The organism is Candidatus Pseudothioglobus sp. uisw_070, from assembly GCF_059512545.2.
In genome coordinates this window covers 240,505-266,090 of sequence record NZ_CM183456.2, presented here as the reverse complement: position 1 = coordinate 266,090, position 25,586 = coordinate 240,505, and the positions used below count along the sequence as shown (strand labels likewise).

General features: G+C 37.1%; 27 protein-coding genes and 1 tRNA gene. 16 read left to right on the top strand and 12 right to left on the bottom strand.

Annotation, left to right across the window (positions count from 1 at the left end; translation table 11 throughout):
• Positions 1–42 precede the first annotated feature (42 nt).
• Genes rimM through purB form a run of 3 tightly spaced genes read right to left on the bottom strand, consistent with a single transcriptional unit; the run spans position 43 to position 2,601 of the window.
• On the bottom strand, positions 43–561 hold the full coding sequence (gene rimM / locus AC5YGD_RS01245; protein ID WP_416687367.1) for a ribosome maturation factor RimM: 519 nt from the start codon (positions 559–561) through the stop codon (positions 43–45).
• A 4-nt stretch (positions 562–565) separates the two neighbouring features.
• A complete protein-coding gene (gene rpsP, locus AC5YGD_RS01240) occupies positions 566–1,180 on the bottom strand; it encodes a 30S ribosomal protein S16 (protein WP_496141733.1) in 615 nt (204 codons plus the stop codon).
• Between the two features lie 56 nt (positions 1,181–1,236).
• Positions 1,237–2,601, bottom strand: a complete 1,365-nt coding sequence (gene purB, locus AC5YGD_RS01235) for an adenylosuccinate lyase (protein ID WP_496141732.1) — start codon at positions 2,599–2,601, stop codon at positions 1,237–1,239.
• Between the two features lie 93 nt (positions 2,602–2,694).
• Between purB and acnB the strand changes: the two genes are divergently transcribed.
• On the top strand, positions 2,695–5,253 hold the full coding sequence (gene acnB, locus AC5YGD_RS01230) for a bifunctional aconitate hydratase 2/2-methylisocitrate dehydratase (protein WP_416687360.1): 2,559 nt from the start codon (positions 2,695–2,697) through the stop codon (positions 5,251–5,253).
• Between the two features lie 61 nt (positions 5,254–5,314).
• Here the strand turns inward: acnB and rpmG are convergent, their stop codons facing one another.
• Both rpmG and rpmB read right to left on the bottom strand, forming a co-directional pair.
• Entirely contained in the window at positions 5,315–5,470 is a 156-nt protein-coding gene (gene rpmG, locus AC5YGD_RS01225; RefSeq protein ID WP_271556915.1) for a 50S ribosomal protein L33, read from the bottom strand.
• A gap of 10 nt (positions 5,471–5,480) precedes the next feature.
• Positions 5,481–5,717, bottom strand: a complete 237-nt coding sequence (gene rpmB, locus AC5YGD_RS01220; RefSeq protein ID WP_271556916.1) for a 50S ribosomal protein L28 — start codon at positions 5,715–5,717, stop codon at positions 5,481–5,483.
• A 113-nt stretch (positions 5,718–5,830) separates the two neighbouring features.
• Between rpmB and AC5YGD_RS01215 the strand changes: the two genes are divergently transcribed.
• A tRNA-Ser gene (locus AC5YGD_RS01215) sits at positions 5,831–5,920 on the top strand.
• Between the two features lie 266 nt (positions 5,921–6,186).
• Here the strand turns inward: AC5YGD_RS01215 and AC5YGD_RS01210 are convergent.
• Positions 6,187–7,203 carry a hypothetical protein gene (locus AC5YGD_RS01210; RefSeq protein ID WP_496141731.1) on the bottom strand — a complete coding sequence of 339 codons (1,017 nt, stop codon included), beginning with the start codon at positions 7,201–7,203 and terminating at the stop codon, positions 6,187–6,189.
• A 253-nt stretch (positions 7,204–7,456) separates the two neighbouring features.
• On the opposite strand from AC5YGD_RS01210, the gene AC5YGD_RS01205 reads away from it, so the two are divergent.
• The 4 genes from AC5YGD_RS01205 (at position 7,457) to AC5YGD_RS01190 (ending at position 12,026) form a co-directional block, all read left to right on the top strand.
• The gene (locus AC5YGD_RS01205; protein WP_496141730.1) at positions 7,457–8,188 is read left to right on the top strand and encodes a phytanoyl-CoA dioxygenase family protein; all 732 of its coding nucleotides are present in this window, start codon (positions 7,457–7,459) and stop codon (positions 8,186–8,188) included.
• 121 nt (positions 8,189–8,309) lie between these two features.
• On the top strand, positions 8,310–8,939 hold the full coding sequence (locus AC5YGD_RS01200) for a methyltransferase domain-containing protein (protein WP_496141729.1): 630 nt from the start codon (positions 8,310–8,312) through the stop codon (positions 8,937–8,939).
• Positions 8,940–8,991: 52 nt separating this feature from the next.
• Complete coding sequence (locus AC5YGD_RS01195) at positions 8,992–9,579, top strand: CIA30 family protein (RefSeq protein ID WP_496141728.1); 588 nt, start codon at positions 8,992–8,994, stop codon at positions 9,577–9,579.
• Between the two features lie 11 nt (positions 9,580–9,590).
• Complete coding sequence (locus AC5YGD_RS01190) at positions 9,591–12,026, top strand: FAD-dependent oxidoreductase (protein WP_496141726.1); 2,436 nt, start codon at positions 9,591–9,593, stop codon at positions 12,024–12,026.
• Positions 12,027–12,079: 53 nt separating this feature from the next.
• On the opposite strand, the gene AC5YGD_RS01185 is transcribed toward AC5YGD_RS01190, so the two are convergent.
• The 5 genes from AC5YGD_RS01185 to AC5YGD_RS01165 all read right to left on the bottom strand — a co-directional run bounded on the left by AC5YGD_RS01185 (position 12,080) and on the right by AC5YGD_RS01165 (position 15,733).
• A complete protein-coding gene (locus AC5YGD_RS01185) occupies positions 12,080–12,514 on the bottom strand; it encodes a type II 3-dehydroquinate dehydratase (RefSeq protein WP_496141725.1) in 435 nt (144 codons plus the stop codon).
• Entirely contained in the window at positions 12,515–12,985 is a 471-nt protein-coding gene (locus AC5YGD_RS01180) for a type II 3-dehydroquinate dehydratase (RefSeq protein WP_496141723.1), read from the bottom strand.
• A gap of 95 nt (positions 12,986–13,080) precedes the next feature.
• A complete protein-coding gene (locus AC5YGD_RS01175; protein ID WP_496141722.1) occupies positions 13,081–13,644 on the bottom strand; it encodes an HD domain-containing protein in 564 nt (187 codons plus the stop codon).
• A complete protein-coding gene (locus tag AC5YGD_RS01170; RefSeq protein ID WP_496141721.1) occupies positions 13,637–14,791 on the bottom strand; it encodes a gamma-butyrobetaine dioxygenase in 1,155 nt (384 codons plus the stop codon). Before AC5YGD_RS01170 ends, AC5YGD_RS01175 begins: the two co-directional genes overlap by 8 nt.
• A 51-nt stretch (positions 14,792–14,842) precedes the next feature.
• Entirely contained in the window at positions 14,843–15,733 is an 891-nt protein-coding gene (locus AC5YGD_RS01165; RefSeq protein WP_496141720.1) for a phytanoyl-CoA dioxygenase family protein, read from the bottom strand.
• A gap of 91 nt (positions 15,734–15,824) precedes the next feature.
• On the opposite strand from AC5YGD_RS01165, the gene AC5YGD_RS01160 reads away from it, so the two are divergent.
• Positions 15,825–16,262: an NfeD family protein gene (locus AC5YGD_RS01160; protein ID WP_496141719.1), complete on the top strand. Its 438-nt coding sequence runs from the start codon at positions 15,825–15,827 to the stop codon at positions 16,260–16,262.
• A 40-nt stretch (positions 16,263–16,302) separates the two neighbouring features.
• Here AC5YGD_RS01160 and pyrE read toward each other — a convergent pair whose 3' ends face one another.
• Positions 16,303–16,944, bottom strand: coding sequence for an orotate phosphoribosyltransferase (gene pyrE, locus AC5YGD_RS01155; protein WP_496141718.1), 642 nt, complete (start codon positions 16,942–16,944; stop codon positions 16,303–16,305).
• A 31-nt stretch (positions 16,945–16,975) separates the two neighbouring features.
• On the opposite strand from pyrE, the gene AC5YGD_RS01150 reads away from it, so the two are divergent.
• From AC5YGD_RS01150 to fabB, 9 genes are all read left to right on the top strand, one after another.
• A complete protein-coding gene (locus AC5YGD_RS01150) occupies positions 16,976–17,740 on the top strand; it encodes an exodeoxyribonuclease III (protein WP_496141717.1) in 765 nt (254 codons plus the stop codon).
• Positions 17,737–18,432 carry a tRNA (guanosine(46)-N7)-methyltransferase TrmB gene (gene trmB, locus AC5YGD_RS01145; protein WP_496141716.1) on the top strand — a complete coding sequence of 232 codons (696 nt, stop codon included), beginning with the start codon at positions 17,737–17,739 and terminating at the stop codon, positions 18,430–18,432. Before AC5YGD_RS01150 ends, trmB begins: the two co-directional genes overlap by 4 nt.
• Positions 18,433–18,888, top strand: coding sequence for an FxsA family protein (locus AC5YGD_RS01140; RefSeq protein ID WP_496141715.1), 456 nt, complete (start codon positions 18,433–18,435; stop codon positions 18,886–18,888).
• Between the two features lie 38 nt (positions 18,889–18,926).
• Positions 18,927–20,144 (top strand): glutamate ligase domain-containing protein, encoded by a 1,218-nt coding sequence (locus tag AC5YGD_RS01135; protein WP_496141714.1) that lies wholly within the window; start codon positions 18,927–18,929, stop codon positions 20,142–20,144.
• A gap of 52 nt (positions 20,145–20,196) precedes the next feature.
• Complete coding sequence (locus AC5YGD_RS01130; RefSeq protein ID WP_416687315.1) at positions 20,197–21,093, top strand: CvpA family protein; 897 nt, start codon at positions 20,197–20,199, stop codon at positions 21,091–21,093.
• Between the two features lie 3 nt (positions 21,094–21,096).
• Positions 21,097–22,614, top strand: a complete 1,518-nt coding sequence (gene purF, locus AC5YGD_RS01125; RefSeq protein ID WP_271556940.1) for an amidophosphoribosyltransferase — start codon at positions 21,097–21,099, stop codon at positions 22,612–22,614.
• Positions 22,615–22,627: 13 nt separating this feature from the next.
• A complete protein-coding gene (locus AC5YGD_RS01120; protein WP_496141713.1) occupies positions 22,628–23,785 on the top strand; it encodes an O-succinylhomoserine sulfhydrylase in 1,158 nt (385 codons plus the stop codon).
• A 63-nt stretch (positions 23,786–23,848) separates the two neighbouring features.
• Positions 23,849–24,361: a 3-hydroxyacyl-[acyl-carrier-protein] dehydratase FabA gene (gene fabA, locus AC5YGD_RS01115; RefSeq protein ID WP_271537339.1), complete on the top strand. Its 513-nt coding sequence runs from the start codon at positions 23,849–23,851 to the stop codon at positions 24,359–24,361.
• Complete coding sequence (fabB, locus tag AC5YGD_RS01110; RefSeq protein WP_496141712.1) at positions 24,361–25,581, top strand: beta-ketoacyl-ACP synthase I; 1,221 nt, start codon at positions 24,361–24,363, stop codon at positions 25,579–25,581. The genes fabA and fabB overlap by 1 nt, the downstream gene beginning before the upstream one ends.
• Positions 25,582–25,586: the final 5 nt, after the last annotated feature.

The following is a 25,586-nucleotide window of genomic DNA, read 5'->3' as shown; positions in this document are numbered from 1 at the left end:
AGACAAGAGATTTTTAATTAAACTTATGAAAATTACACTATATTAAAAATCTTCATCCCAATCAACAATAATTTGCTTAGTTTCTGCATTAGTAGAAATTAAAAATGGTTCAATATAGGGAATCCAATATTCTTTTTTGCCTTTGGTGACCAGAACATTGTTTGATCCTGTCTCAACAAAGTAATCAACTACGCCTAATTTTTCATTGTGCTGGTTAATTACCTCAAAACCAATCATTTCATACCAATAATGCTTACCTGGATTGAGCTTAGGCAGTTGTTCTTTATCAATATATATATCTTTTCCAATAAATACCTGAGACTGTTCTCGATTATCAACATCCTTAATATGGGCAACAATGGTTTTGGACTGCTCGCGGCCATTCGTTACCTCAATTTTTTCATAGACACCGTCACTCAAGAAGTACCATGGTTGATAGCTTAGAATATTCTTTCTTGGATCAGTATAAGACAAGAGCTTTACCCAGCCCTGTAAACCAAAAAAGCCATTAATCTTTCCAACTAATAGCTTTTTATCGTCTAAATGAGGCGCTTTTGACACCAAATTATTTTTCTGCAGGCTTCTCTTCAGCTGCTGGAGCTTCTGCTGCGGCTTCTTCTACTGGAGCTTCTGCTGCGGCTTCTTCTACTGGAGCTTCTGCTGCGGCTTCTTCTACTGGAGCTTCTGCTGCGGCCTCTTCTACTGGAGCTTCTGCTGCGGCTTCTTCTACTGGAGCTTCTGCTGCGGCCTCTTCTACTGGAGCTTCTGCTGCGGCCTCTTCTACTGGAGCTTCTGCTGCGGCTTTAGCTGCTGCTGAAGCCGCTTCTGCCGCTTCTTTAGCCTCTGAATCTGCTTTAACTTTTTCTTCAGCTGCAATTTTTTTAGCTTTATCATCAGCTTTAGCTGCATGTTTGGCTAATTGTTTTTCACGAATTGAAGGATCTCTGTATTCTTTCACAAGCTGTTTTACGCGATCAGAAATCTGTGCGCCTTGTGAAATCCAATGTGACAGTCTGTCTTCTTCTAGTTGAAGCCTGACTTCTTGTCCGCGAGCAACTGGATTAAAGAATCCAATACGCTCAATGTAACCACTATCTCTTCTCTTTCTAGAGTCAGTTGCTACAATCGAATAAAAAGGGTTTTTCTTGGCTCCACCTCGGGCTAGTCTAATCTTAACCATGGGTTTTTTGCTCCTTTTAGATTGTTGAAATATTAAGGCGAGAAATTATATCAGTTTTAAATGTCACGTGCCAAATTAATCGCATTACCAATATAATTCATTGGGGTTAGCTTACGAAGCTCTTCTTTAGCCTCTGCGGGGATTTCCAATGTATTTATAAAGTCATCTATTATTTTGGAATCAATTTGCTTGCCGCGAGTCAAGTCCTTAAGTTTTTCATAAGGATTTTCAACACCATACCTTCGCATAACTGTTTGAATTGGCTCCGCTAAAACTTCCCAAGCTTTATCCAAGTCCTCAGTTAACTTGCTCTCGTTAATTTCTAACTTTCCAATGCCCTTACATATCGATGCATATGAAATTAAACTATGGGCGCAGCTAACACCTAAGTTTCTTAATACAGTAGAGTCTGTTAAATCTCTCTGCCACCTTGAAATTGGAAGTTTTGTTGCAAAGTGATCGCCAACTGCAATAGCTAAACCTAGATTTCCTTCAGCATTCTCAAAATCAATTGGATTAACTTTATGCGGCATAGTCGATGAACCTATCTCTCCCTCAGTTGTTTTCTGAGTAAAGTAGCCTAACGAAATATAGCCCCAGATATCGCGACAAAAGTCAATTAGAATTGTATTAAAGCGATTTAATGCATGAAAATACTCAGCAATATAGTCATGCGACTCAATTTGAGAACTATAAGGCGCAAAATTTATACCGAGCTTTTCAATAAAATCCTTTGAAACATTTTGCCAATCAATTTCTGGGTACGCGCTTACATGGGCATTAAAATTTCCAACAGCGCCATTAAACTTGCCCATTATCTGAACTGCACTAAGCTGGTCAATTTGCCTGCTTAGTCGATAAGAAAAATTTGCCATCTCTTTACCAAGAGTGGTTGGTGATGCGGTTTGACCATGAGTCCTAGAAAGCATTGCAACTTCTGCATTATCTTTTGCTAGTTTTGTTATTAAACTTAGCGTGGCATTCATTTCTTCAAGAAGGACAAGCCTTCCATTTTCTAGCATTAGGGCATGAGACAGATTATTTATATCTTCTGAAGTGCAGGCAAAATGAATAAATTCACTTACTTTTTGAAGCTCAGGGATTGAAGAGACTTTTTCTTTAAGGAAGTATTCAACAGCCTTAACGTCATGATTGGTGGTTCTTTCAATTTCTTTTATTGATTTAGCATCTTCTAATGTAAAGTTATCTGTAATAGCCAATAGAGCTGCATTAGATTGAGGGCTAAATTTTGGAACTTCTGAAATATGAGGGTTGTTTGACATTGCTTCTAACCATCGCACCTCAACAAGAAGTCTATACTTTATTAGCCCAAATTCACTAAAAATTGCTTTAAGTGGGCTTGTTTTATCGCTGTAACGACCGTCAATGGGTGAAATGGAAGTGAGGTTATTAAATGTCATAATACGAACTATTGCTTTAAAAAATTTAAGCTTTCATATTAAAAAGGATAAAATTATACTCTTTTATTTAAACATCTAATAGTCAGTATTATTATGAAAGAAACCTACTTAAAGCATTGCGATGAAAGAAAATCAGAAAACCTTCCTCCCCTAGTACTTAATGCAAAACAAACCAAGTCAGTAGTTGAAGGCCTCATTTCAGGCTCAGATGATGACTTTTATCTAGATTTATTAACACATAGAATTCCGCCTGGCGTTGATGAGGCGGCCTATGTAAAGGCTGGATTTTTAACAAGTATTGCCAAAGGTGATGAGTCTTGTAAGGCTATTTCACAAAAACATGCCACATTTTTATTAGGAACAATGCTTGGCGGTTACAGCATTACTTCATTAATTGACTTACTTGATATTGATGAAACTGCTGAGGAAGCATGCAAAGCACTTTCTCACACCATCCTTATCTATGAAGCACACCAGAGTATTTTAGAAAAATCAACTCGCAACGAGCATGCTAAAAAAATAGTTGACTCTTGGGCCTCGGCTGACTGGTTTACGTCGAAAGAGCCTCTTCCTGAAAGCATAAAAGCGGTAGTTTTTCGCGTAGATGGTGAAACAAATACAGATGATCTCTCGCCTGCAACTGAAGCTTGGTCTCGCCCTGATATTCCTCTTCATGCAAAAGCAATGCTTATCAAAAAAATGGATAAGCCGCTTGAAAAAATTGAGCAGCTTAAAGAAAAAGGACTTCCTTTAGCCTATGTTGGTGACGTAGTTGGAACGGGATCTTCGCGTAAATCTGCAATCAATTCAGTTTTATGGCATATGGGTAAGTCCATAGACTTCATCCCTAATAAAAATAGTGGCGGCATAGTTCTAGGAGGGAAAATTGCACCAATATTTTTTAATACCGCAGAGGATTCTGGAGCACTTCCGATTGAATGTGACGTTTCGAAGCTTCAGATGGGTGATGAAATTACAATTTATCCTTATGAAGGAATTATTAAAGATGCATCAGGTGATACGGTCTCTACTTTTAACCTGTCGCCCAGCACAATGCCAGATGAAGTCCGTGCAGGAGGAAGAATTCCCCTTATTATTGGACGAGGACTTACTGACAAAACAAGATCTGAGCTTGGCTTAAATGTAAGTGATGTTTTTCTGCGTCCAGTTGATCCAAAAAATAGTTCTGCAGGATTTACTTTAGCTCAAAAAATTGTAGGCAAGGCTTGCGGAGTTAAGGGCATTAGGCCAGGGACTTATTGTGAGCCTCGAATGAGCACTGTTGGCTCTCAGGACACTACTGGCGCTATGACTCGTGATGAATTAAAAGAGTTAGCTTGTTTAGGTTTTTCTGCAGACCTTGTAATGCAAAGTTTCTGCCATACCGCGGCCTATCCTAAACCTATCGACCTTGAGCTTCAGCACACTCTTCCAGATTTTATGCATTCTCGAGGTGGAGTTTCGCTAAAACCAGGAGATGGCATTATTCACTCTTGGCTAAACCGTATGCTTTTGCCTGACTCTGTTGGAACTGGTGGAGATTCACACACACGCTTCCCAATCGGCATTAGCTTTCCCGCGGGCTCTGGGTTAGTTGCTTTTGGAGCTTCTATTGGAGTTTTGCCACTGGATATGCCAGAGTCAGTTTTAGTTCGATTTAAGGGAAATATGCAGCCTGGAATCACCTTAAGAGATCTAGTCAATGCCATACCTTATGTTGCAATTCAAAAAGGTCTGCTCACTGTAGATAAATCTAATAAAAAGAATGTATTTTCTGGTCGTGTCTTAGAAATTGAAGGGTTAGGAGATCTTAAAGTTGAACAAGCATTTGAACTTGCTGATGCTACTGCTGAAAGATCTGCAAATGGCTGCACTGTTCAGCTTAACAAGGAGCCAATCGCAGAATACTTAACTTCAAATATTACTCTTCTAGGCTCAATGATTGATGCTGGTTACGATGATAAAAAAACCATTGCCAAAAGAATCCAAGATATGAAAAAGTGGCTTGATAATCCGGAGCTTCTTAAGGCCGATAAAGACTGTGAGTATGCTGAAGTAATTGAAATAAATCTAGACGAAATAAAAGAACCAATTCTAGCTTGTCCAAATGATCCAGATGATGTCAGACTTCTTTCATCGGTTGCCAAAACTTCAATTGATGAGGTTTTTATTGGCTCTTGTATGACTAATATTGGACACTTTAGAGCTGCAGCTCAGCTACTAAAAGATAAAACTGAGTTAAATACAGTCTTATGGGTAGTCCCTCCAACACGAATGGATGAAAAACAACTAAGGGCTGAAGGCATTTATGAAACATTTGAAAGGTTAACAGATCGAACCGAAGTTCCTGGATGCTCACTTTGCATGGGGAACCAGGCAAGAGTGGAAGAAGGTGCTTCAGTCGTTTCAACCTCAACAAGAAACTTTCCAAATCGACTTGGTGATAATAGTAATGTTTTCTTAGCCTCTGCTGAGGTTGCTGCAATATCAGCAAAACTAGGTTATATTCCAACTCCTGAAGAATATCTATCTTTAATGAAAGATATAGAGCCTATGTCTGGTGAGATCTATCAATACCTGAACTTTGATAAGATTGCTGACTACCAAAAATCAGCTTCAAAGGTCCCGCTTGAAAATATTCTTCAAAGCTAAATAGATTAGACGTTAAAAAAGCCGCTAAAAAGCGGCTTTTTTAATAATATTTTATAAAGAATTACTTAATCTTAGCTTCTTTATACATCACGTGCTTTCTTACCACGGGATCAAACTTCTTAACTTCTACCTTTTCAGGATGAATACGCTTATTTTTAGTAGTCGTATAAAAATGACCTGTTTCTGCTGAAGATACTAATTTAATTTTTTCTCTCATAAGTTACTCCCTATACCTTTTCGCCGCGTCCACGGATTTCTGCTAAAACTTCATCGATCCCTTTCTTATCGATGATACGAAGACCCCTAGCACATAGCTTTAACTTAACAAAGCGGTTTTCAGCTTCGACCCAAAAACGGTGTGTGTGAAGATTTGGATAAAAACGACGACGCGTTCTATTGTTAGCATGTGAAACGTTATTTCCACTTATTGGTCGCTTACCAGTTACTTGACATACTTTTGCCATAACGACTACCTTAACAAAATTCTAAAAAAGGGAAATTATACGCAAAAATTTGCGGTTTTTTTATATAAATTTGATTTACTTTATTGATAAAAACTGTATCATACCCATCTTCTGGAGGGATGGCAGAGTGGTCGAATGCACTGGTCTTGAAAACCAGCAAGGGTTAATCCCCTTCCAGGGTTCGAATCCCTGTCCCTCCACCATCTAAAACCCTATACTAAAGCACCCCAAAAAAATTGTTGCCTTAAAATGTGTCTAAATAGGGTTATTTTTATCTAATTAGAGCAACATTAGGGCAATATTTTCAATATTAAAATTGAAAGATTATTTTGCATTTAATTCTTGTCTTCACTTAATTAACAAAATTTGGACTTTGGTTCAAGTCACAATAAACAAAAACAATTCATGATTTTAATAGTGGCAAGTTTGGTTACTTAGAAAAATTTGTATTAAAAATATAATCTGTTACTTATGGCTCAGAAACACTCAAATACAATTTTGGTATATCAATTCCTATCTTCCATAAAAAAGGATCAGGATAAGCAGCTTCATCCTCCCGAGATAGAAACTCAATAAAATTGATATTATCTTGTTGAAAATTAAGCTGGTACAGAGTTTTATTTGTGACACTGAAAGTCTCATCTAAAGCAGTGGTCATAAGTAATTTTGCAGAATTTTCACAAGCTGTTGCGAATGAATTATCCATCTTTAAAAGGTTCACAAAAAAATTACCATTTTTAATGAAGCCGTAATCCTGCCTATCACCTTCTGCATCCGTTTGATTTGCATTAGTATCAGGGTGGTGGCACATACTAAGCTTCCAATCCTCTTCTCGCGAAAGGTCATTCAAAATCTCATAGGTCCATTGAGGCGTTCCTGGTGAAGTGTTACATTCCATCAGGAGTGCATCTGCACCTACTACTGCTTGAGCATGATCTAAAAACAGCGTGTCATTATTATTTATAGTGGTTGGCCCAGGGAGACTTGACCAGCAATATTTGCCTAGATTAAAGCCTGTATTTGGGTTACCACTTTCGATTGTATTAGTGGTTTCAAAGGAAATCTTAGAGCCGAACTTATTACTAATAACAACCGCTACATAATCATAACTACCTGGCTTAATTGTTAATATATCAGTATTAATGGGGCTAGAAGTAAACTTTTTAATAGTGTGCTCTATGCCCTCAGTTGAATTCACAATAAATTGACAAGAACTTAAATCATTATGAGAAGTATCTTGTTTACATAAACCTATCTTATAAATTTTAATCCAGGTTTCTAGAGGGTCTTCATTACAGGAACGTTCGAGAGAGCCCCCATCCTCATTTCTGACAACTTCTCCGTTAACATCTCCCGGAGCATCAAGGGTTATAATTTTACCAGAGGCATCCTTTACACAACCCCATTGATCATGAGACGCATTTGCAACTGTTGAGGTGAGAGTTAAGATTAAAAAAATACTAGATACTAATAGCCTTGGATACATGATTTTTATGTTAAAAAAAAAGGCATTCTAATCTATAGCTAGGGAAAGATAAACATCATAATGAACTACATATGTATAAATAATAATTTATAGCTATACATACCACCTTCAGAGAAACCATCCCTCGCATATATATAAAGACTTTGAAGGTATGGGTAGGCAGGCTCATGGAACTCGGCTAACTATTAATAATACCTCCCTCACAGATGAAACGAAGTTTGGACTTTAATTCAATCTGGAATATAATTCTATCATGCAAAAATTAACACAACAAAAAGTCAATGAATTCAAATCTCACGGCTTTCTCGTATTAGAAGATTTTGTTAGCTCAGGAGTATTGCTGGAGCTTAAAGAATCACTCAATGACATCTTTAAAGAAATTGATAAAGAATCGAATAGAGTTAAGCAATCATATAACAATAAGCATTATGGTGATATTTCAAAAGCTGGTCGAAAGTTTATTAAAAATCAAAGTAGCTATTATCCTGCAATTCAGAAATATCTTAAAAGCAAACCTATAAAGGAAGTTGTTACAAAGTTACTTGATGGCGATGCATTTATTTTCAATGAACAATTCGTAATGAAAGAGCCTAACACGCAGTCGAGTTTTAATTGGCATCAAGATTCAGGATACATAAATTTTGACCACAAGCCCTATTTGACAACTTGGCTGGCGCTTGATGATACCCATTCATTGAATGGACCTTTATCGGTTATCCCTACAAATATAGGGACCACTGCAGAAGTATTAACTCACCAATGGTCAGACAAATCAAAAGACCTATTTATTGAGGTCGATGAGGCCAAAGCAAAGACTTTACATGTTGCTGCAGGGGCTCTTGTGGTATTTTCTAGTCTTACGCCTCATGCCTCTGGAGCAAATCAATCATCCAAAACAAGAACAGCTTATCTAGCTCAATATTCATCGGAGCCAATTATCGATCCTAATACAGGTTTAAATAGAAATCAAGCGATTCAAATTTAAATTAATTACTAACTTGAAGTTATTGAAGGCCCTCTATTGAACTTAGCCAACTATTAATAATCCCTTCATCACACATCAAACGAAATTTGGACTTTAGTTAAAGTTGATATACAATCTTAGGATGACTGAAAAAAAAGGTTTAAAAGATGCGTATTCATTGAAGACTCCTGAGGATTCAATAAATTTATATAAAACTTGGGCATCTACATATGATGATGATTTTGCCAAGCAAAATGACTACCGCTCTCCGATAGAAATAGCCAAATATTATGCTAAATATTCCAATGATACAGATACTCCAATCCTTGATGTTGGCGCAGGAACAGGTCTGATTGGAGAATGTTTAAACCAGAGTGCAAGCGAAATAGATGCTATTGATATTTCTCCTGAAATGCTAGAAATTGCTAGAGCAAAAAATTGTTATTCAAAAATAATCGAGGCAGACTTAACGAAAAGATTATTGATAAATGATAATCATTATGGAGCAATTGTAAGTGCAGGAACTTTTACTCATGGGCATGTTGGACCAAATGTATTAGATGAGCTTTTAAGGGTTACTCGCTCTGGTGGTCTTTTTGTTTTTACGATTCACTATAAGTTATTTAAAAAGGCTGGTTTTGATAAAAAATTTATAGAAATTAAAAAAAATATTACTAAGCCAATTTTCCATGAAGTAGATGTTTATGGAAATAATCCAGATAAAGACCATGGAAGTGACCATGTAATTATCACAGTATTTAGAAAAAAATAAGTATTGAATCCCCATATAATATAGTTTTTATATGATCTGACTATTATCTTATATGCTGATAAATTCATTAAAAATTTCAAAAATAAGTTATTTTTTATTCCTAATAGTTATGATTACTATTAGCTCAAAAGCGATTGCTGTTGAAGACCTATCGTTCCCATTTAATGCTGATAGTGGTAAGTACTGGCAGTACACAAGTGATCGAGTAATGGGCGGGGTATCCGATGGCCAAGTAACACTTGAACAAGATGGAGAAACCTATTATGCAAGGCTTACAGGCAATGTTAGTACAGCAAACAATGGTGGCTTTATTCAGTTTCGCTCTGGGGTCTCATTTGCAAGTTCTGAAAAGGAAGGTAAAAACCTTCAAGGTGTTCGACTCAATGTAAGAGGCAATGGGGAAACTTACTATATTCACATTCGAACCAATGAAAGCTGGTCTCCATCAGACTATTATGCTACAACTTTCATAGCGAATGAACAGTGGCAAATGATTGACCTGCCCTTTAATAAATTCGAACGAAGATGGTCAAAAAACTCAGCCCTGGATCCAAAAAAAATTAGAAGATTTGGTATTGTGGCCTACGGCAAAGATTTCATAGCTGATGTCTCAGTTTCAACAATAGAGTTTTACTATTAGAGAATAAATATATGAAGACAAAAGCGAAAGTTGTAGTTATTGGGGGAGGAATTGCGGGCTGCTCCACCTTATATCACCTTACTCAAGAGGGCTGGTCTGATGTTGTTCTTGTCGAACGTAATGATCTAACTAGTGGAACAACTTGGCACTCTGCGGCACAGGTTACGAATTTTGGCATGAACCAAACAATGGTTGGCTTAAAAACACATTCAATTAAATTATACAAAGAATTATCTGAAGATCCAGATCACCCAATCAACTACAATTACGGTGATGGAGGAATAAGACTTGCGAGTACAAAAGAACAAATACAGGGCTACCATCACTTCGCTTCAATGGCTCGAGGTATGGATGTTGATTTTGAAGTAATTGATGCAAAGGAGTGTCAACGACGTCATCCATTGATCTCAACAAAAAATTTAATTGGTGGATTATGGGACCCACTAGATGGAGATATAGATCCATATCAATTGTGTCACGCATTAACCCGAAAAGCGCGTCAAGCTGGTGCAGAAGTTTATACAAATACCCCTGTCATTGGTCTAAAGCAATATAAAGATGGCACTTGGAAAGTAACCACTGAAAATGGTGATATTGATTGCGATATTATTGTTAATGCCTGCGGCTATAGAGTCAATGAAGTCGGCGCAATGATGGGAGTTCATCATCCTGTAGCGTCGATGGAGCATCAATATTTTTTAACAGAAGATATTCCTGAAATAGCTGAGGCAGGTCACCGCATGCCCCTACTTCGTTGCCCAATATCTGACTATTATTGTCGACAAGATAAGGGTGGGCTTTTGATTGGTTTTTATGAACAAAAATGTAAGACATGGGGAATGGATGGCATTGATCCAAACTTTGTAAATGCTCTCTGTCCAGATGATTTAGAGAGAGTGAATGATGTTTTGGATGGAGCATTTGAGCGCATGCCAGCTCTTATGAATGCTGGAATCAGAAGCATCATTAATGGCCCAATTACCTACACAATTGATGGCGCTCCACTGGTTGGAAAAATTCCAGGCAAGGAGAATGCTTTTTGCATTATTGGTCTTCGTGCAGGACTAGGTGAAGGTGGTGGACATGGCTGGCTTCTCGCTCAGCAGATTGTGCATGGTGAAGCTTGCTATGATACCTGGTGCCTTGATCCTCGAAGATTTACAACTCATGCTAATGTTGAGATGACCTCTCTAAAGGCCATTGAAGACTACCAAAACGAATTCCGTTTTCACTTTCCGCATGAGCATCGCCCAGCTGCTCGCAATGCGAAAACTACTCCTCTTACCCCAGTAATGGCAAAAGAAAATGCAGAATTCACAGTCATTAATGGATGGGAGCGTGTGGAATACATAAAACCATCTGAGGACTTTCATCCTTCGCTTTCATTTCACTTTGATGAAGCATTTGATATTGTCGCAAATGAAGTAAAAAATGTCCAAAATAATGTGGGGCTGACCGAAGTTAATGGCTTTAACCGTTTTGAAATAAGTGGCTCAGATGCCGAGAGTTTTATTGATCGAATGTTTTGTGGCAATATTACTCACAAGATAGGTCGGGTTGGATTAGGTTACCTTCTTAATGACTTTGGAATGATAAAAAGTGAAGCAACAATTTCTAATCTTCCATCCTCAGATCGAGGTCCAAAAAGAATCTGGTATGGCTCAGCTGCAGCATCTGAGTTTCATGACATGGATTGGCTAAAACAACACTTAAAAGCCGATGAAGAGGTTGAAATTAAAAGTTTAACGAACGACCAAACTATTCTTCTTTTAGCAGGGCCAAATGCCAGAGAAGTTCTATCTAGTTGCAGTCGTGAAGATTGGAGTAAGGAGGCCTTTCCATGGCTTAGTGTCAGGGAATGTTTCATAGGCTTTTCTCCAGCCACCGTAATGTCAGTAAGTTTTTCAGGTGAGCTTGCTTATGAAGTGCATGTCCCAAATGCATTTCTGTATGCAGCTTATCTATCAATCTCTAATGCAGGAAAAGGTTTTGGAATGAAGCTGTTTGGGTCTAGAGCTGTAGAGTCCATGAGAATGGAAAAAGGATTTTTAGCTTGGAAGTCTGATTTATTGACTGAGTTTGATCCCTTTGAAAGCGGTCTTGATCGCTTTGTTAACCTAAAAAAAGATAACTTTATTGGTAAAGATGCATTAAAAAATCGCATTAAAAATAGCCCAAAACAAAAACTTGTGTGTTTAAAAGTATCTTGCAAGCACGCTCCTGCTTATGGTGGAGCCTCGCTTATGGAGGATGGTAAGGTCATTGGAACAATAACTTCAGGTGATTGGGGACACAGAGTAAACCTCAACCTAGCATACGCATTTGTAAATCCAGAAAAATCAGAGCTGGGAACTCAAATGCTGCTAGATTTATTAGGAGAAATGATCTCAGTGGAGGTTATTCCATTTGGACCATATGATAGCAACTTCAGTAGAATCTTATCTTAATAAAAAATACTCATCTTAGAATACCTACTAGGGTATATCTACGCTTTGTTATATTATTTTTTTAGCTCTGTTAATAATTGAATAACATGGCTATACCCACTTGGACCTAAACCAGCAACTACAGCATCTACCACAGGTGAGATATAGGAAACATGGCGAAAAGATTCTCGTAAATGTGGGTTGGAAATATGCAACTCTATTTTGAAACCTGAAAAAGATTTTAATGCGTCATGAATTGCAATCGAAGTGTGGGTGTAAGCTGCTGCATTAATAACAATAGCATCGATTTTTTCTTTGATTGCATGCTGAATCCATTCGACTATTTCGCCCTCATAATTTGACTGCATAAATTTAACAGAATGGTTATCTTTTAAGCCTTGTTCTATACATTTTTTTTCAATATCACCCAATGTTTCGCTACCATAAATTTCTGGCTCCCGCGTTCCAAGAAGGTTTATATTAGGTCCATTGATTACGTAAATATTCATCTAATTATGGTTTAGTTTTTCATGAATTGCTCTAATGGCTAGTTCATAGCTATGAACGCCAAGGCCACATATAAATCCGACTCCACTTTTTGAAACTATTACAGGCTCAGAGATGCCCTCGTTATCATGGAAAATATTTGTAATATGCACCTCAATCACGGGTTTATTTTTAAGAGTATCAGACTTTATATTTGAAGCATAGGCATCTAAATCAAAAGTTGATTCATGCGAGTACCCAACAGGGTTGATAATTAATGCATCACACTCTGTTATTCCTTCAACTATTTTTTTTGTCAAAGAAGCCTGATCATCAGTTTGAAAAAAATCTAGCTCCATGCCTAATGATTTGCACGTCTCCAAACATTTTTTTTGCAACTTTTCCAAGGTCAGATGCTCATAACCATACTCATTAAAGTTACTTAAATCGGAAAGCCCAGGGCCATTGATTATTAGTAATTTATTGTTATTCATTAACTGGTTAAATTTAATTTGTTAGACTAATATTATACTTTCCCAATGAAGACATGTATGACGATTAAAAATAGAGAGTATTTTTAAGTTAAATACTAATATTGAACTAATGACTCTACTAAAGGCCTGAAGTATGAAAATTGTGGATGAGACTTTGAAGGATCTTTAGCTTCCTCATCCCAGTAACGCAGTTTTATGCAATCATCCAAATAAATATTTTTTTCAAACTCTTTAACTTCATCTTTACTCATTAGGCCACCTTGCAAATTAAGAGTGTGTATTGAGGCTTGTGTAAGACGTTCAAAATAGTCTGACTTAACAGAGCATAGATAGCGCTTTGCAGAAACATGTTGACGTATTGGCTCAACAACTGATGTTGGAAAGTAGTCTTCTAAAAAATTAGCACCCGCTTCTTCATGAAAATTGTTCATACCCTTGGCTAGTACTGACTCAGGTATTTCATTTTTATAGTGCCCTATATCATGAAGGAGCGCTGCAACAATTAGACTGGCATCTGCACCAGATTGCTCAGCGCACTGTGCAGCTTGAAGCATATGCTGGGCCATTGTTACGTCTTCACCTAAATAGGATTCAGCACCACGCCTCTTAAAAACATCTTCGATATGATTTACAATATTATCACTATTAATCTTAGTCATTATTTCGATTTTCTAGAATATTAAGAAGACTATAAAGGCCATCTAAATCTGTATAAGCACCCTGTAAATGGCGCTTACCTTTATCAGAAAAAGCGGTCCTTGCATGCATCACTCTAGTGTTGTCAAATATAATTATTTCCCCAGGTACTAACTGAAATATAACCTTTAACTCATCTCTCTCTATTACCTCTCCCCAGTGCCGATATGCCAAATAAAATGGGCGAATCTTCTCTGAAGGCAGGTTAATTGTATCGATAGATCGATTGTTATATCTCACCTTGATAATTTCATGATTATCATTAACTTCTATCATTGGCACTCTAGACCTAAGATCTGTTTTATCATCAGAAAAACGAAAATTAATCCAGTTATTTGTTAAATTTTTAAAATTTTCACTGCTTTCTTCTCTCAGTTTTTTTGCCGCATTAAAGCCATCCACCAAAACTGACTCTCCACCCTGTGTTGAGCTTTCAAGGCAATGTAAAAGCTGTACTGTTGGAACAGGGTCTCGATACGGATTATCAGTATGGGAGCCAAGACCCATATTAGTATAAGCAAGATTATTTGGTTTTACTTCAGTTCGAACTTCAAATAATTTTCCATAATTTGTCTCTCTAGTAAATCCTAGTTGAGAAATTACAGATTGAACGAGCCCTTCTTTGATAGAAGCATCTTCGATAATGCAAAAACCCATATCTCGAACTGCGCGTAAAACCTCTAACCTGCCTTTATCGGTTTCTTGAAAATTTTTATACTTAGTCCTAGGCAGGCCATCTTTAAAGCTAGTTTTTTGCCATAAATGTTTGTTTTTTTCACTTCTATCATCGAAATGATTATTAAGGTTATAACAGTTTAACCATAGCCAGTTCTGAGAAAAGATAGACCAATAATTTTCAGGCATAAACCGAATATGTAGATCACCTCTTTCATCTTGCTTAACCTCTTCAATAGAGGTATTTTTGGGTATGTTGATAACACTAAATAATCGCTGCCCATTATTAGCATTTCTTGATTGAGGCATTTGGCAATGATCTCTTAGCCAATGACTATAGAGATTACTTTGACTGCCATCTTGCCAATCAATCACTAGCTCATCATTAGCAAGATGAATCTTTTTAATCTGATTAATAGAATTATCACTTTTCATTAGAATAAGGCTATTCAACTAAAGGAATTATAATTACGAACAGTAAAATTATTACATCATTGAGCTCTTAGTTTTATCCTGCTGCCCAAAAAAAGAGACCTCTTTTGGGTACTCTGGTAACTCCACACTATAACTTGAGCACCTTACTGTATCGGTCTTTATACCTCTAACTATCATTCCATCTAAGTCACTTGGCAATGGGTTTTCAGTTAACGGTATTGCATCTTCTGCAGTATAGCTAACAATATATAAAGATCGTGGAAATTTTGTTCGATTCGAACTAGAGCCATGCAATAGTTTAGAGTGCATCAAGCACGCTGAGCCCGCCCTCCCAGTGCAACTTACGGCTTCACCTTTATTAGCTAACTCAATTTCAGAACCCACCGCCCCAGTAAAAACTCCATCATGCCACAAAGAATAAAGAGGCCCATTGTGTGAACCTGGAACAACTTCAAGTGGCCCATTTTCAAGTGTAACGTCGTCTAGAAAAAAAAGAACTGTCATGATATCTTCGTTTGAATGGGGCTCGAAAGGAAAATCTTGATGAAACTTAACTTCTGTCCCTGAGCTGGGTAATTTGAGATTTAGTTTATTCGTCCAGTGCTTAATATTAGGCCCAAATATATCAGCAACAAGATCTAATGCACTGTTGTCTTTAACAACATCAAGGCAAGAATCTGATATTTCTGCTGGTGATGTAATTCTTCTTAAGGCCGGCGTATCTGCGCTATGGCTTTTTGTATCAACATCAAAACGTGGCCTACCATCCTTAATCTTACCAAAAGACTCTGAATGAAGTTTGCTTTCATCAACCCAAGATAATAATTGATTATTAACTGCTAATAATTGAGGCTCTGTAAGAGCTTTTTCAAGAAATATATATCCATCTCTATGAAATTGATCAATTAAATCTTGGTTTTTTAAAGGATTTTTAGTTTGCATTTAACGCCTCCAAGTCGAATTATGTACTAAATTTAAGAAAAAATAAAGAAAAATTTAATACAACTTAAGAAAGAATATAAAATCTTATGTCATGGAATTCTTATTTGAAAATTTAAACTTTATCCACTGGCTGATTCTTGGCATTGCTTTAATAATTTTAGAGCTATTTGTCTGGACAGTATTTCTACTTTGGATTGGCTCATCAGCAATTACTGTTGGTATAATTTTCTTTCTTCTTCCTAATGTTTCTGGTTTATTACAGCTGCTGATTTTTATAGTTCTTGCAGTTGTGGCAACTCTTTTATCAAAAAAATACTACCCTGTAAAAACAGTAGATGAGCAGCTGCATGATAAGGCAAAGAAACATATTGGGAAAGAATGCATCATAGTATCTATCGAGGATGAAGTCGCTAAAGTCCAGATAGGAGAGTCTCTTTGGTTTGCTAAAGGTTCAAATCTTAGCGCTGGACAATCAGTAAAAATTATTGGTGTCGAGTCTTCAACCTTTATTGTTGAACTGTCGAAATAACGACTTACATAAATAAATATTACGTTTCATAATAACTGGATTAGTTGATGCCATATTGAGATCTATAGTGCTCAATTCTTAGAACAGTGCCTTCATCTTTTGAATCCTTTAAATAGTCAACAATGTGAGATAAGTTAATAATACTTAGAACCATAATTCCAAAAATTTCTTCAACCTCTTGAATCGCTGAAAGCTCTCCATTTCCTTTTTCTTGACGATCTAATGCAACTATGACTCCTTTTGTTTTAGCGCCATTGGCGGTGATAATATCTTGCGCTTCTCGGATTGCAGTGCCAGCTGTAATAACATCATCAATGATGAGAATATCGCCCTCTAATGAATGCCCAACGATAGTTCCTCCCTCACCATGATCCTTGACTTCTTTGCGATTAAAGCAATAAGGAATATTCCTTCCAAGGCTATCATTAAGGGCAATTGCTGTTGCTGTTGCTAATGGAATTCCTTTGTAAGCAGGTCCAAAAAGTACATCAAACTCCAGGCCACTTGCTTCAATAGCTTGAGCATAAAACTTTCCTAACTGAGATAAGTGACTGCCTTTATTAAAAAGCCCCGCATTAAAAAAGTAAGGACTAATTCGCCCCGATTTAAGAGTGAATTCACCAAACTTGAGTACCCCAGTTTCTAACGTAAAATCTACAAAATCCTTTTGATACTGTTCCATTGGTTAATCCTAAACTATTAAAATAAGTGCAATGAGAATTATAACAATTAATGTTAACGGTATTAGAGCTGCTGAGCGAAAAGGTCTGTTTAGCTGGCTCAAGACAAAAAATGCTGATGTTGTTTGCCTTCAAGAAATTAAAGCGCAAGAGGATCAGCTAGATGAAAAGTTCTACCCAGAAGGAATGAATACCTATTACCATAGCGCTGAGAGAAAGGGTTATAGTGGGACTGGGCTATACTGCAAAACTAAGCCTGATAAGATCTCTTATAGCCCCTGGGAAGATATGAATTCAGAAGGAAGGATTATTCAAGCTGATTTTGGAGATTTAAGTGTTCTCTCAATTTATCTTCCATCAGGGTCGTCAAAAGAAGAGAGGCAAGCATTCAAAATGGAATTTATTACCAAACGCTTTATGCCTCATTTAAAAAAACTTCAAAAAGATGGCAGAAAATATATTATCTGTGGTGATTGGAATATTGCGCATAAAAAAATTGACCTAAAAAACTGGCGACCTAACCAAAAAAATTCTGGCTTTCTCCCAGAAGAGAGAGAATGGCTTGATACACTTTATGATGATGTTGGCTTCATCGACTCTTTTAGAGAAATCAACCAAGAAGAATATCAATACACTTGGTGGTCAAATAGAGGACAGGCATGGGCCAATAATACAGGCTGGCGACTTGACTACCAGGTAGTCAGTAGCAATTTAGCTGGCCTTGCCAAATCATGCGAAATATATAAAGAGCAGCGTTTTTCTGATCATGCTCCGCTAATCATTGATTACCAACTATGACAGAAGTAAAATATTTACGAAAAATACAGAGCTTTGTAAGGCGCTCAGGAAGAATCTCCAAGGCTCAATCTATTGGTCTTAATGAGCTATGGCATGATTATGGCGTTAATCTTAATGAAAAAAAACTTGATTTTAATAAACTTTTTCTATCAAAAAATAACGTCACACTTGAAGTTGGATTTGGAAATGGTGACAGCCTACTTGAGATGGCAATCGATCAGCCTAATCAAAACTTTTTAGGGGTAGAGGTTTATGAGGCTGGTGTTGGAAGGCTTATTAATGAGGCTAATAAGAATAAACTTAGCAACCTCAAAATTATCAAGGATGATGCGGTAGAGGTTCTAACAAACAATATTTTAGATAACAGTATTTCACATTTTCAGCTATTCTTTCCTGATCCTTGGCACAAAAAGAAACATCATAAGCGTAGAATTGTTCAAATAAGCTTTTTGGACCTTCTATCCAACAAACTTAAAAAAGATGGTATTGTTCATATAGCTACCGACTGGGAGAACTATGCTGAGCATATTATGGAGTTGCTAGAATCACATTCACACTTTAAAAACTGTGCTGGTGACCATATGTATTCTTTAAGACCAAAAAATAGGCCTTTAACTAAATTCGAAAATCGAGGTCAAAAATTAGGCCATGGGGTTTGGGACATAATTTTTACAAACATAAAAGGAGGTTAAATGTTATTTCCTATATTTGTTGTTGTCACACTTGCTGAAATCTATGTTCTGGTAACTGTAGGTCAAGCTATTGGTGGACTTTCAACAGTACTACTTGTGATTGTTACTGCATTTATTGGCTCTCGTCTTCTGAAACAACAGGGCTGGTCAACGATGGCAAAGGCTCAACAAAGTATTGCTGAAGGAAGGACTCCTGCAGTAGAGATGTTTGAGGGGGTTGTCATTTTAGTATCTGGTGTTTTGTTATTAACACCTGGGTTTATTACTGATATTCTGGGCTTGCTTGGCTTAATGCCCTGGAGTAGAAGCTATTTCATAAACCACTTTTTAGAAAAAAATGCAGAGCGCGTCTTTAGTAAAAAAAATTCCGCCTTTATCAATAGAGGCGAAAGTAGTGAAACAAAAAAAAATAACAAAGATGAGACTATTGAAGGTGAGTTTTGGGAAGATAAATAATTTAAACCTTTTTTGATTTAGTAAAACTACTCTTCAATATGCAAAATAAAAGAACTCTCGATGATTGGCTGAATTGGCAAGAAACATTAATGGAGGAAACCATTGTTTTAGGCCTTGATAGAGTTCAAATTGTCTATGATCTGCTGTTTCCAAATGGAGTTCCATATGCAGTTATTACAGTAGCGGGAACAAATGGGAAAGGCTCTACCGTTTCTTTTATTGATAGTATTTATCATGAATCAAAATACAAGGTTGGCCGATCTACCTCGCCTCACCTATTAAAGTATAACGAACGCTTTGCGATTGATGGCAAGGAAGTTACTGATGAATTAATCATAAAAGCGTTTGAATTAATTGAGACAAAAAGGGAAAGTGTAACGCTTACGTATTTTGAATTTTCAACTCTCGCTGCACTAATTATTTTTGCAGAGGCTAATGTGGATCTTGCAATTCTAGAAGTTGGTCTTGGCGGGAGACTTGACTCTGTGAATGTGGTTGATAGTGATGTAAGCATTATCACAAATATTGCAATTGATCACACAGACTACCTGGGTGATACAAGGGAGGCTATTGGCAGAGAAAAAGCAGGGGTGATGCGAACCGCAAAACCATGTATTTGTGGTGATCAAGATCCACCTCAAAGTTTATTGTCATACGCAAAAGAAATCAACACTCCTCTTACTCTTATCTCTGAAAGTTATAAAAATGAAATAGGTCTAGAAGGAGCACATCAAAAACTTAATGCTGCAGTCGCAGTTAAGGCCATTGAAAGTCTTGCAGATCAGTTTCCAGTATCCATCTCTATGATTACTGAAGGGATTAAAAAAGCTAGAGTCGCAGCGCGATTTGAAAAAATAACTATAGGCGATAAAACAGTAGTTCTTGACGTAGCACACAATCCAGCAGCAGTAGAGGCTCTTATAAATACATTGTCAGAAAACCCAATGGAAACCGTCGCCATTTTTTCAGCGCTGGCTGATAAAAACATTGTTGATATGATTGAACTCGCCTCTGGAACCATTAAACATTGGTTTTTAGTTCCAATTTCAGCGGAGCGCTCAATCGATTTAGACGCTCTAAAAAATAAGTTTGATAAGCCTGAATCGACTACTATCTGCCTTAATATGAATAGTGCGATTAGCCAATCACTTGAACTTAATGAAATTAAACGAATTGTTATTTTTGGCTCTTTTTATACAATTACTGATGCATTCAAAATCATAAAAAAGTTTAACGTTAATAGTTTCTGGAGTTAACGACAAACCATAAGAAACTGTTGTAAAATTACACCTATCTATCAGGGAGCTCATGGGCAATTTTTTTGACAATGTTTGGAGTGCTATAAGTTTACTGGCTTGGTCAGACTGGCTTACCTTGATTATTCTAATTATTTTTGTAGTTAGGGGCTTTATTCAAGGACTTGCTAGGGAAATCATTAGCTTTATTTTTGTTATATTTGCAATTATCTTAGCTTGGCTATATTACGACTCGTTTGCAAAGACTTTCCTAAGTAGCTGGATTAGCCCAGATAACCAATCTATTTTTGCCTTATCTTTTGGTGGTATATTCCTTAGTATTTGGCTTATCAAAAAAGGTTTTTATAGGCTTACTGAAGCCTCTTCAAATAATGATAATCCAAACGCTCTAAATCGACCTTTTGCGGTTACAACAATATTAGCAATTACTGCAGTAATAAGCTTTAACTATCGAGGGGCTGTAGCTGAATTTCAAACAATTGAATCACTAATAGCGAACGACTCATTGCGAAATTTTATTACATTTGCTGTAGTTTTTGCAATTTTAGTAATTGCGCTAATTGCCTTATCAAAACTCCTTAACATTAAAATTGACTCAGAAAACCCCTCTCTTATGGCACCAGTTTATGACAGCATTATAAGAGTCTTGAGCTCACTTGATACTCTCATCAATGCTAGAAATGTTGGTGGAATAACTAATAATTTCCTTGGTGCATTTTTAGGGTTATTTAAAGGTGGCATTTTTGTTCTAATCATTGTATTAATCCTTCAAAGCATGACTTGGGTCACTCAAAACCATGCATGGGTTGAAACTAGTGGCGCACTAAGAACATTTCAAGATTGGTCGGTTGATGTAAAGCCTGTATTGTCTAAACATTTATTATTTATTGAACTTGAGCCCGGCGATAAAATTGTCGAGTTCATAGAAAGTGAAATTACAGGGGATTAACTTATGTGCGGCATTGTTGGAATACTATCAACCACAAAAAAAGATGTGAGTCTTTATATTTATGATGCTCTCACAATTATTCAGCACCGCGGTCAAGATGCTGCTGGAATAACAACTGCCAGTAAGGGTCGTTTTTATATGCGCAAAGGTAACGGCCTTGTTCGTAATGTTTTTAGAACAAAACATATGGAAAAATTAATTGGTGATATGGGAATTGGTCATGTCCGTTATCCTACAGCTGGGAGTTCTTCTGAAGCAGAGGCACAGCCTTTTTATGTAAATTCACCTTATGGAATAGCATTTGCACATAATGGAAATCTGACCAATGCAGAGTCATTAGCAAGTGAACTTTTTGAACAAGATCTTCGTCATATTAATACAAATTCAGACTCAGAAATATTACTCAACATACTCGCGAGCGAAATAGCTGAAGAGCAAAAACATCGAATTAATGAAAATGATATTTTTAATGCAGTAACAAAACTTCATAAAAGAGTAAAGGGAGCTTATGCGGCTATTGGAATGATTCCAGGCTATGGTATCTTTGGATTTAGAGATCCTCATGGAATAAGGCCTTTAATCCTTGGAGAAAGAACTACAAGAAATGGCACTAAGTATATGTTGGCCTCAGAAAGTGTCGGCCTTACAGCACTTGGCTTCAAAATTACCCGAGATGTAGAACCTGGTGAGGCCATTGTGATTGACCGTAAAGGTAATGTTCATTCTCAGCAGTGCTCAGATAATTCAATATTATCACCTTGCATATTTGAATTTGTTTATTTTGCAAGACCTGATTCAATTATCGACAAAATTTCAGTTTATAAAGCACGTCTCAGGATGGGCGAAAGACTTGCGATTAAAATTAAGTCTGAGTGGCAATATGAAGAAATTGATGTTGTAATGCCTATTCCTGATACCTCGAGAACATCCGCTCTTCAAGTCGCTAATGAGTTAAATTTAAAATATCGAGAAGGCTTTATAAGAAACCGTTATATTGCTAGAACCTTTATTATGCCTGGACAAAAACAAAGAAAAAAATCTGTTCGTCAAAAACTAAGTGCGATTGAACTCGAATTTAAAGACAAGAATGTACTTTTAGTTGACGACTCTATTGTTCGCGGAACAACAAGCCAGGAAATCGTTCAAATGGCAAGAGCTGCTGGCGCGAAAAAAGTTTTCTTTGCGTCTGCCGCGCCTCCAGTTAGATATCCAAATGTTTATGGAATTGATATGGCTAGTAAAAATGAGTTTGTCGCCCACAATAAAACAACAGAAGAAGTATGTAAAACTATTGGCGCTGATAAATTAATTTATCAAAATCTTGATGACTTAATTTGGTCAGTTCAACAGGGAAACCCTGATATTAAAAGTTTTGACTGCTCATGTTTTGATGGCAACTACCTCACCAAAGACATAGATGAGCCTTATCTTAATAACCTTGAAGCTCAAAGATCCGACAATGCCAAACTGGGTAATATTTCCAATGAAAGCTCAGAATTAATCTACAATGATGCTGACTAATTGAGCATAAATTATGAAAGACCTTAATTTTCAAACAAAAGCAGTTCGCGAAGGACATCATGCAACAGAGGAGCAAGAGCATTCTGAAGCTATCTTTTTGACTTCGAGTTATAGATTTAAGAGCGCTGAACAAGCTGCTGATCGCTTTGAAAACAAACAAAAAGGTAATGTTTACTCGAGGTTTACTAACCCAACAGTTGACGCCTTTCAAAATAAATTAGCTGCTTTAGAAGGTGCAGAAAAGTGCCAGGCAACTGCTAGCGGTATGTCTGCCATCTTTGCAACAATTATGACTCTTCTTAAGCCCGGAGAGCACATGGTGGCCTCTCGATGTATGTTTGGAACAACCATAGTTCTTCTAAATAGTATTATTGAAAAGCTTGATATTCAAATTACTTTTGTTGATTTAGGGGATTTAGATGGATGGAAAAAAAGTGTTCAAAAAAATACCAAATTATTTTTATTAGAAACACCATCAAACCCACTTGGTGAAGTTGTTGATATAGAAAAGCTTGCAGCTATATCAAAGAAAAACAATATTGTATTAGCTGTTGACAACTGCGTCATGACCCCCGCTCTTCAAAAGCCACTGACTTTAGGAGCTGACCTGGTCATTCACTCTGCCACTAAATATATTGATGGGCAAGGTAGGTGTCTTGCAGGAGCTGTTGTGGGAAACGGGTCAATAATTGATCAAATAAGTGCGTTTACTCGAAGCACTGGTCCAACCTTAAGTGCATTCAATGCCTGGATTGTCCTAAAAGGTTTAGAAACACTCAAGATAAGAATGGATGCACACTGTAGAAGTGCAAAGAAATTAGCTGTTTGGCTTAGTGAACAGTCTTTCATTAAAAAAGTTCACTACATTGGCCTTGAAAACCATCCAAATCATGAAATTGCAAAAAAGCAGCAAACAGGCTTTGGTGGAATAGTTTCATTTGAGGTTAGTGGTGGTAGAGCCGAAGCTTTTCGTCTAATAAATAATACTAAGATGATTTCAATTACTGCAAATCTTGGTGACACTAAAACTACCATTACGCATCCCTCTTCTACAACTCATGTTCGACTCTCAGATGAAGAGAAACGACAAACTGATATCACTGAAAACCTTATTCGTATATCAGTAGGGCTAGAAGATATTGGTGACATTATTGATGACATTAGGCCATAAGTTGAATTTCAATAGTAATTTAACTATGATAAAATTCTATCAGTACTTGATTTATTGGACTTTATGAAGCAAAACAACTTTTCTTATGAGGATTTAATTACCTGTGGTAAGGGCGAACTTTTTGGCCCTGGCAATGCCCAGCTTCCCAAACCACCTATGCTGATGTTTGATCGCATTACCAATATTACTGAAACTGGTGGAGAATATGGTAAAGGTGGAATGACTGCAGAACTCGACATTAATCCAGATTTATGGTTTTTTGATTGTCACTTTAATGAAGATCCAGTAATGCCTGGTTGTCTCGGTGTAGACGCAATGTGGCAGTTAGTGGGTTTTTATTTAGGCTGGCTTGGCGGACCAGGAAGAGGTCGAGCACTTGGTTCTGGACAAATTAAGTTTACTGGCCAAGTCTTACCAACAAGTAAAAAGGTTACTTACAATATAAGTCTGTCTCGAGTTATTGCGAGAAAACTCTATATGGGTATTGCAGATGCAACCATGGAAGTAGATGGGAAAACTATCTACGAAGCAACAAACCTTAGGGTAGGATTATTTACTGATACATCTTCCTTCTGATGAACAGAGTAGTCATTACAGGAATGGGTATTGTTAGCAGCTTAGGCTCCAACAAATCAGAAGTTCTTAAATCCTTAAAGTCTGCTAAATCTGGAATAGTATTTAGTGAAAAATATTCAGAAATGGGTCTTAGGTCTCATGTTCATGGTGCAATTGCAGAGGTCGATACTAGTGATGTTATTGATCGAAAAATGCTGCGATTTATGGCTGATGCGGCGATATTTAATGCAATCGCACTCCATGAGGCAATCAAAGAATCTGGATTAAGTGAAGAAATGATTTCGAATGAAAGAACTGGTTTAATTATGGGTTCTGGTGGAGCTTCAAATCAAAATATTGTTGAAGCTGCTGACATTTTAAGAGAAAAAGGCATCAAAAGAGTTGGCCCATACCGCGTTCCAAGAACTATGGGCTCTACTACTTCTGCCTGCCTTTCCACACTCTTTAAAATAAAGGGAATAAATTACTCGATCAGTTCTGCTTGCTCTACCAGTGCGCACTGTATTGGTAACGCTATGGAGCAAATTCAACTTGGCAAACAAGATGTTGTGTTTGCTGGAGGGGGAGAAGAGCTTGATTGGTCTTTAACTATGTTATTTGACGCTATGGGTGCCCTTTCTTCAAAATATAATGACACTCCTGATAAGGCATCACGTGCATTTGATACAGATCGAGACGGATTTGTAATATCTGGAGGTGGCGGAGCCCTTGTGCTTGAGTCTTTAGACCATGCAGAGGCTCGAGGGGCAACTATCATTGCAGAGTTAGTTGGCTATGGCGCTACTTCTGATGGTTATGACATGGTCGCACCATCAGGTGAAGGTGCTAAACGCTGCATGCAGATTGCTACTGATGGGCTTAATGGTTCAATTGATTATATTAATGCTCATGGAACATCAACACCAGTTGGCGATGTTAAAGAGTTAGGTGCAATCAAGGAGGTATTTGGTACTACCTCAACGCCTCTTATTGGTTCAACTAAATCTCTTTCGGGTCATGCGCTGGGAGCAGCTGGAGTTAACGAATCTATTTATTCACTTTTGATGCTTCAAAATGATTTTGTTGCCGAATCTGTGAATATAGAAAATCTTGATGACGCAGCAACAGGCTTACCAATTGTTAGGAAAACCAAAAGCATTAAACTAAATCGCATCCTCTCAAATAGTTTTGGTTTTGGTGGGACCAATGCGTGTCTTGTTTTCGAAAGATTTAGCAAATAAAGTTA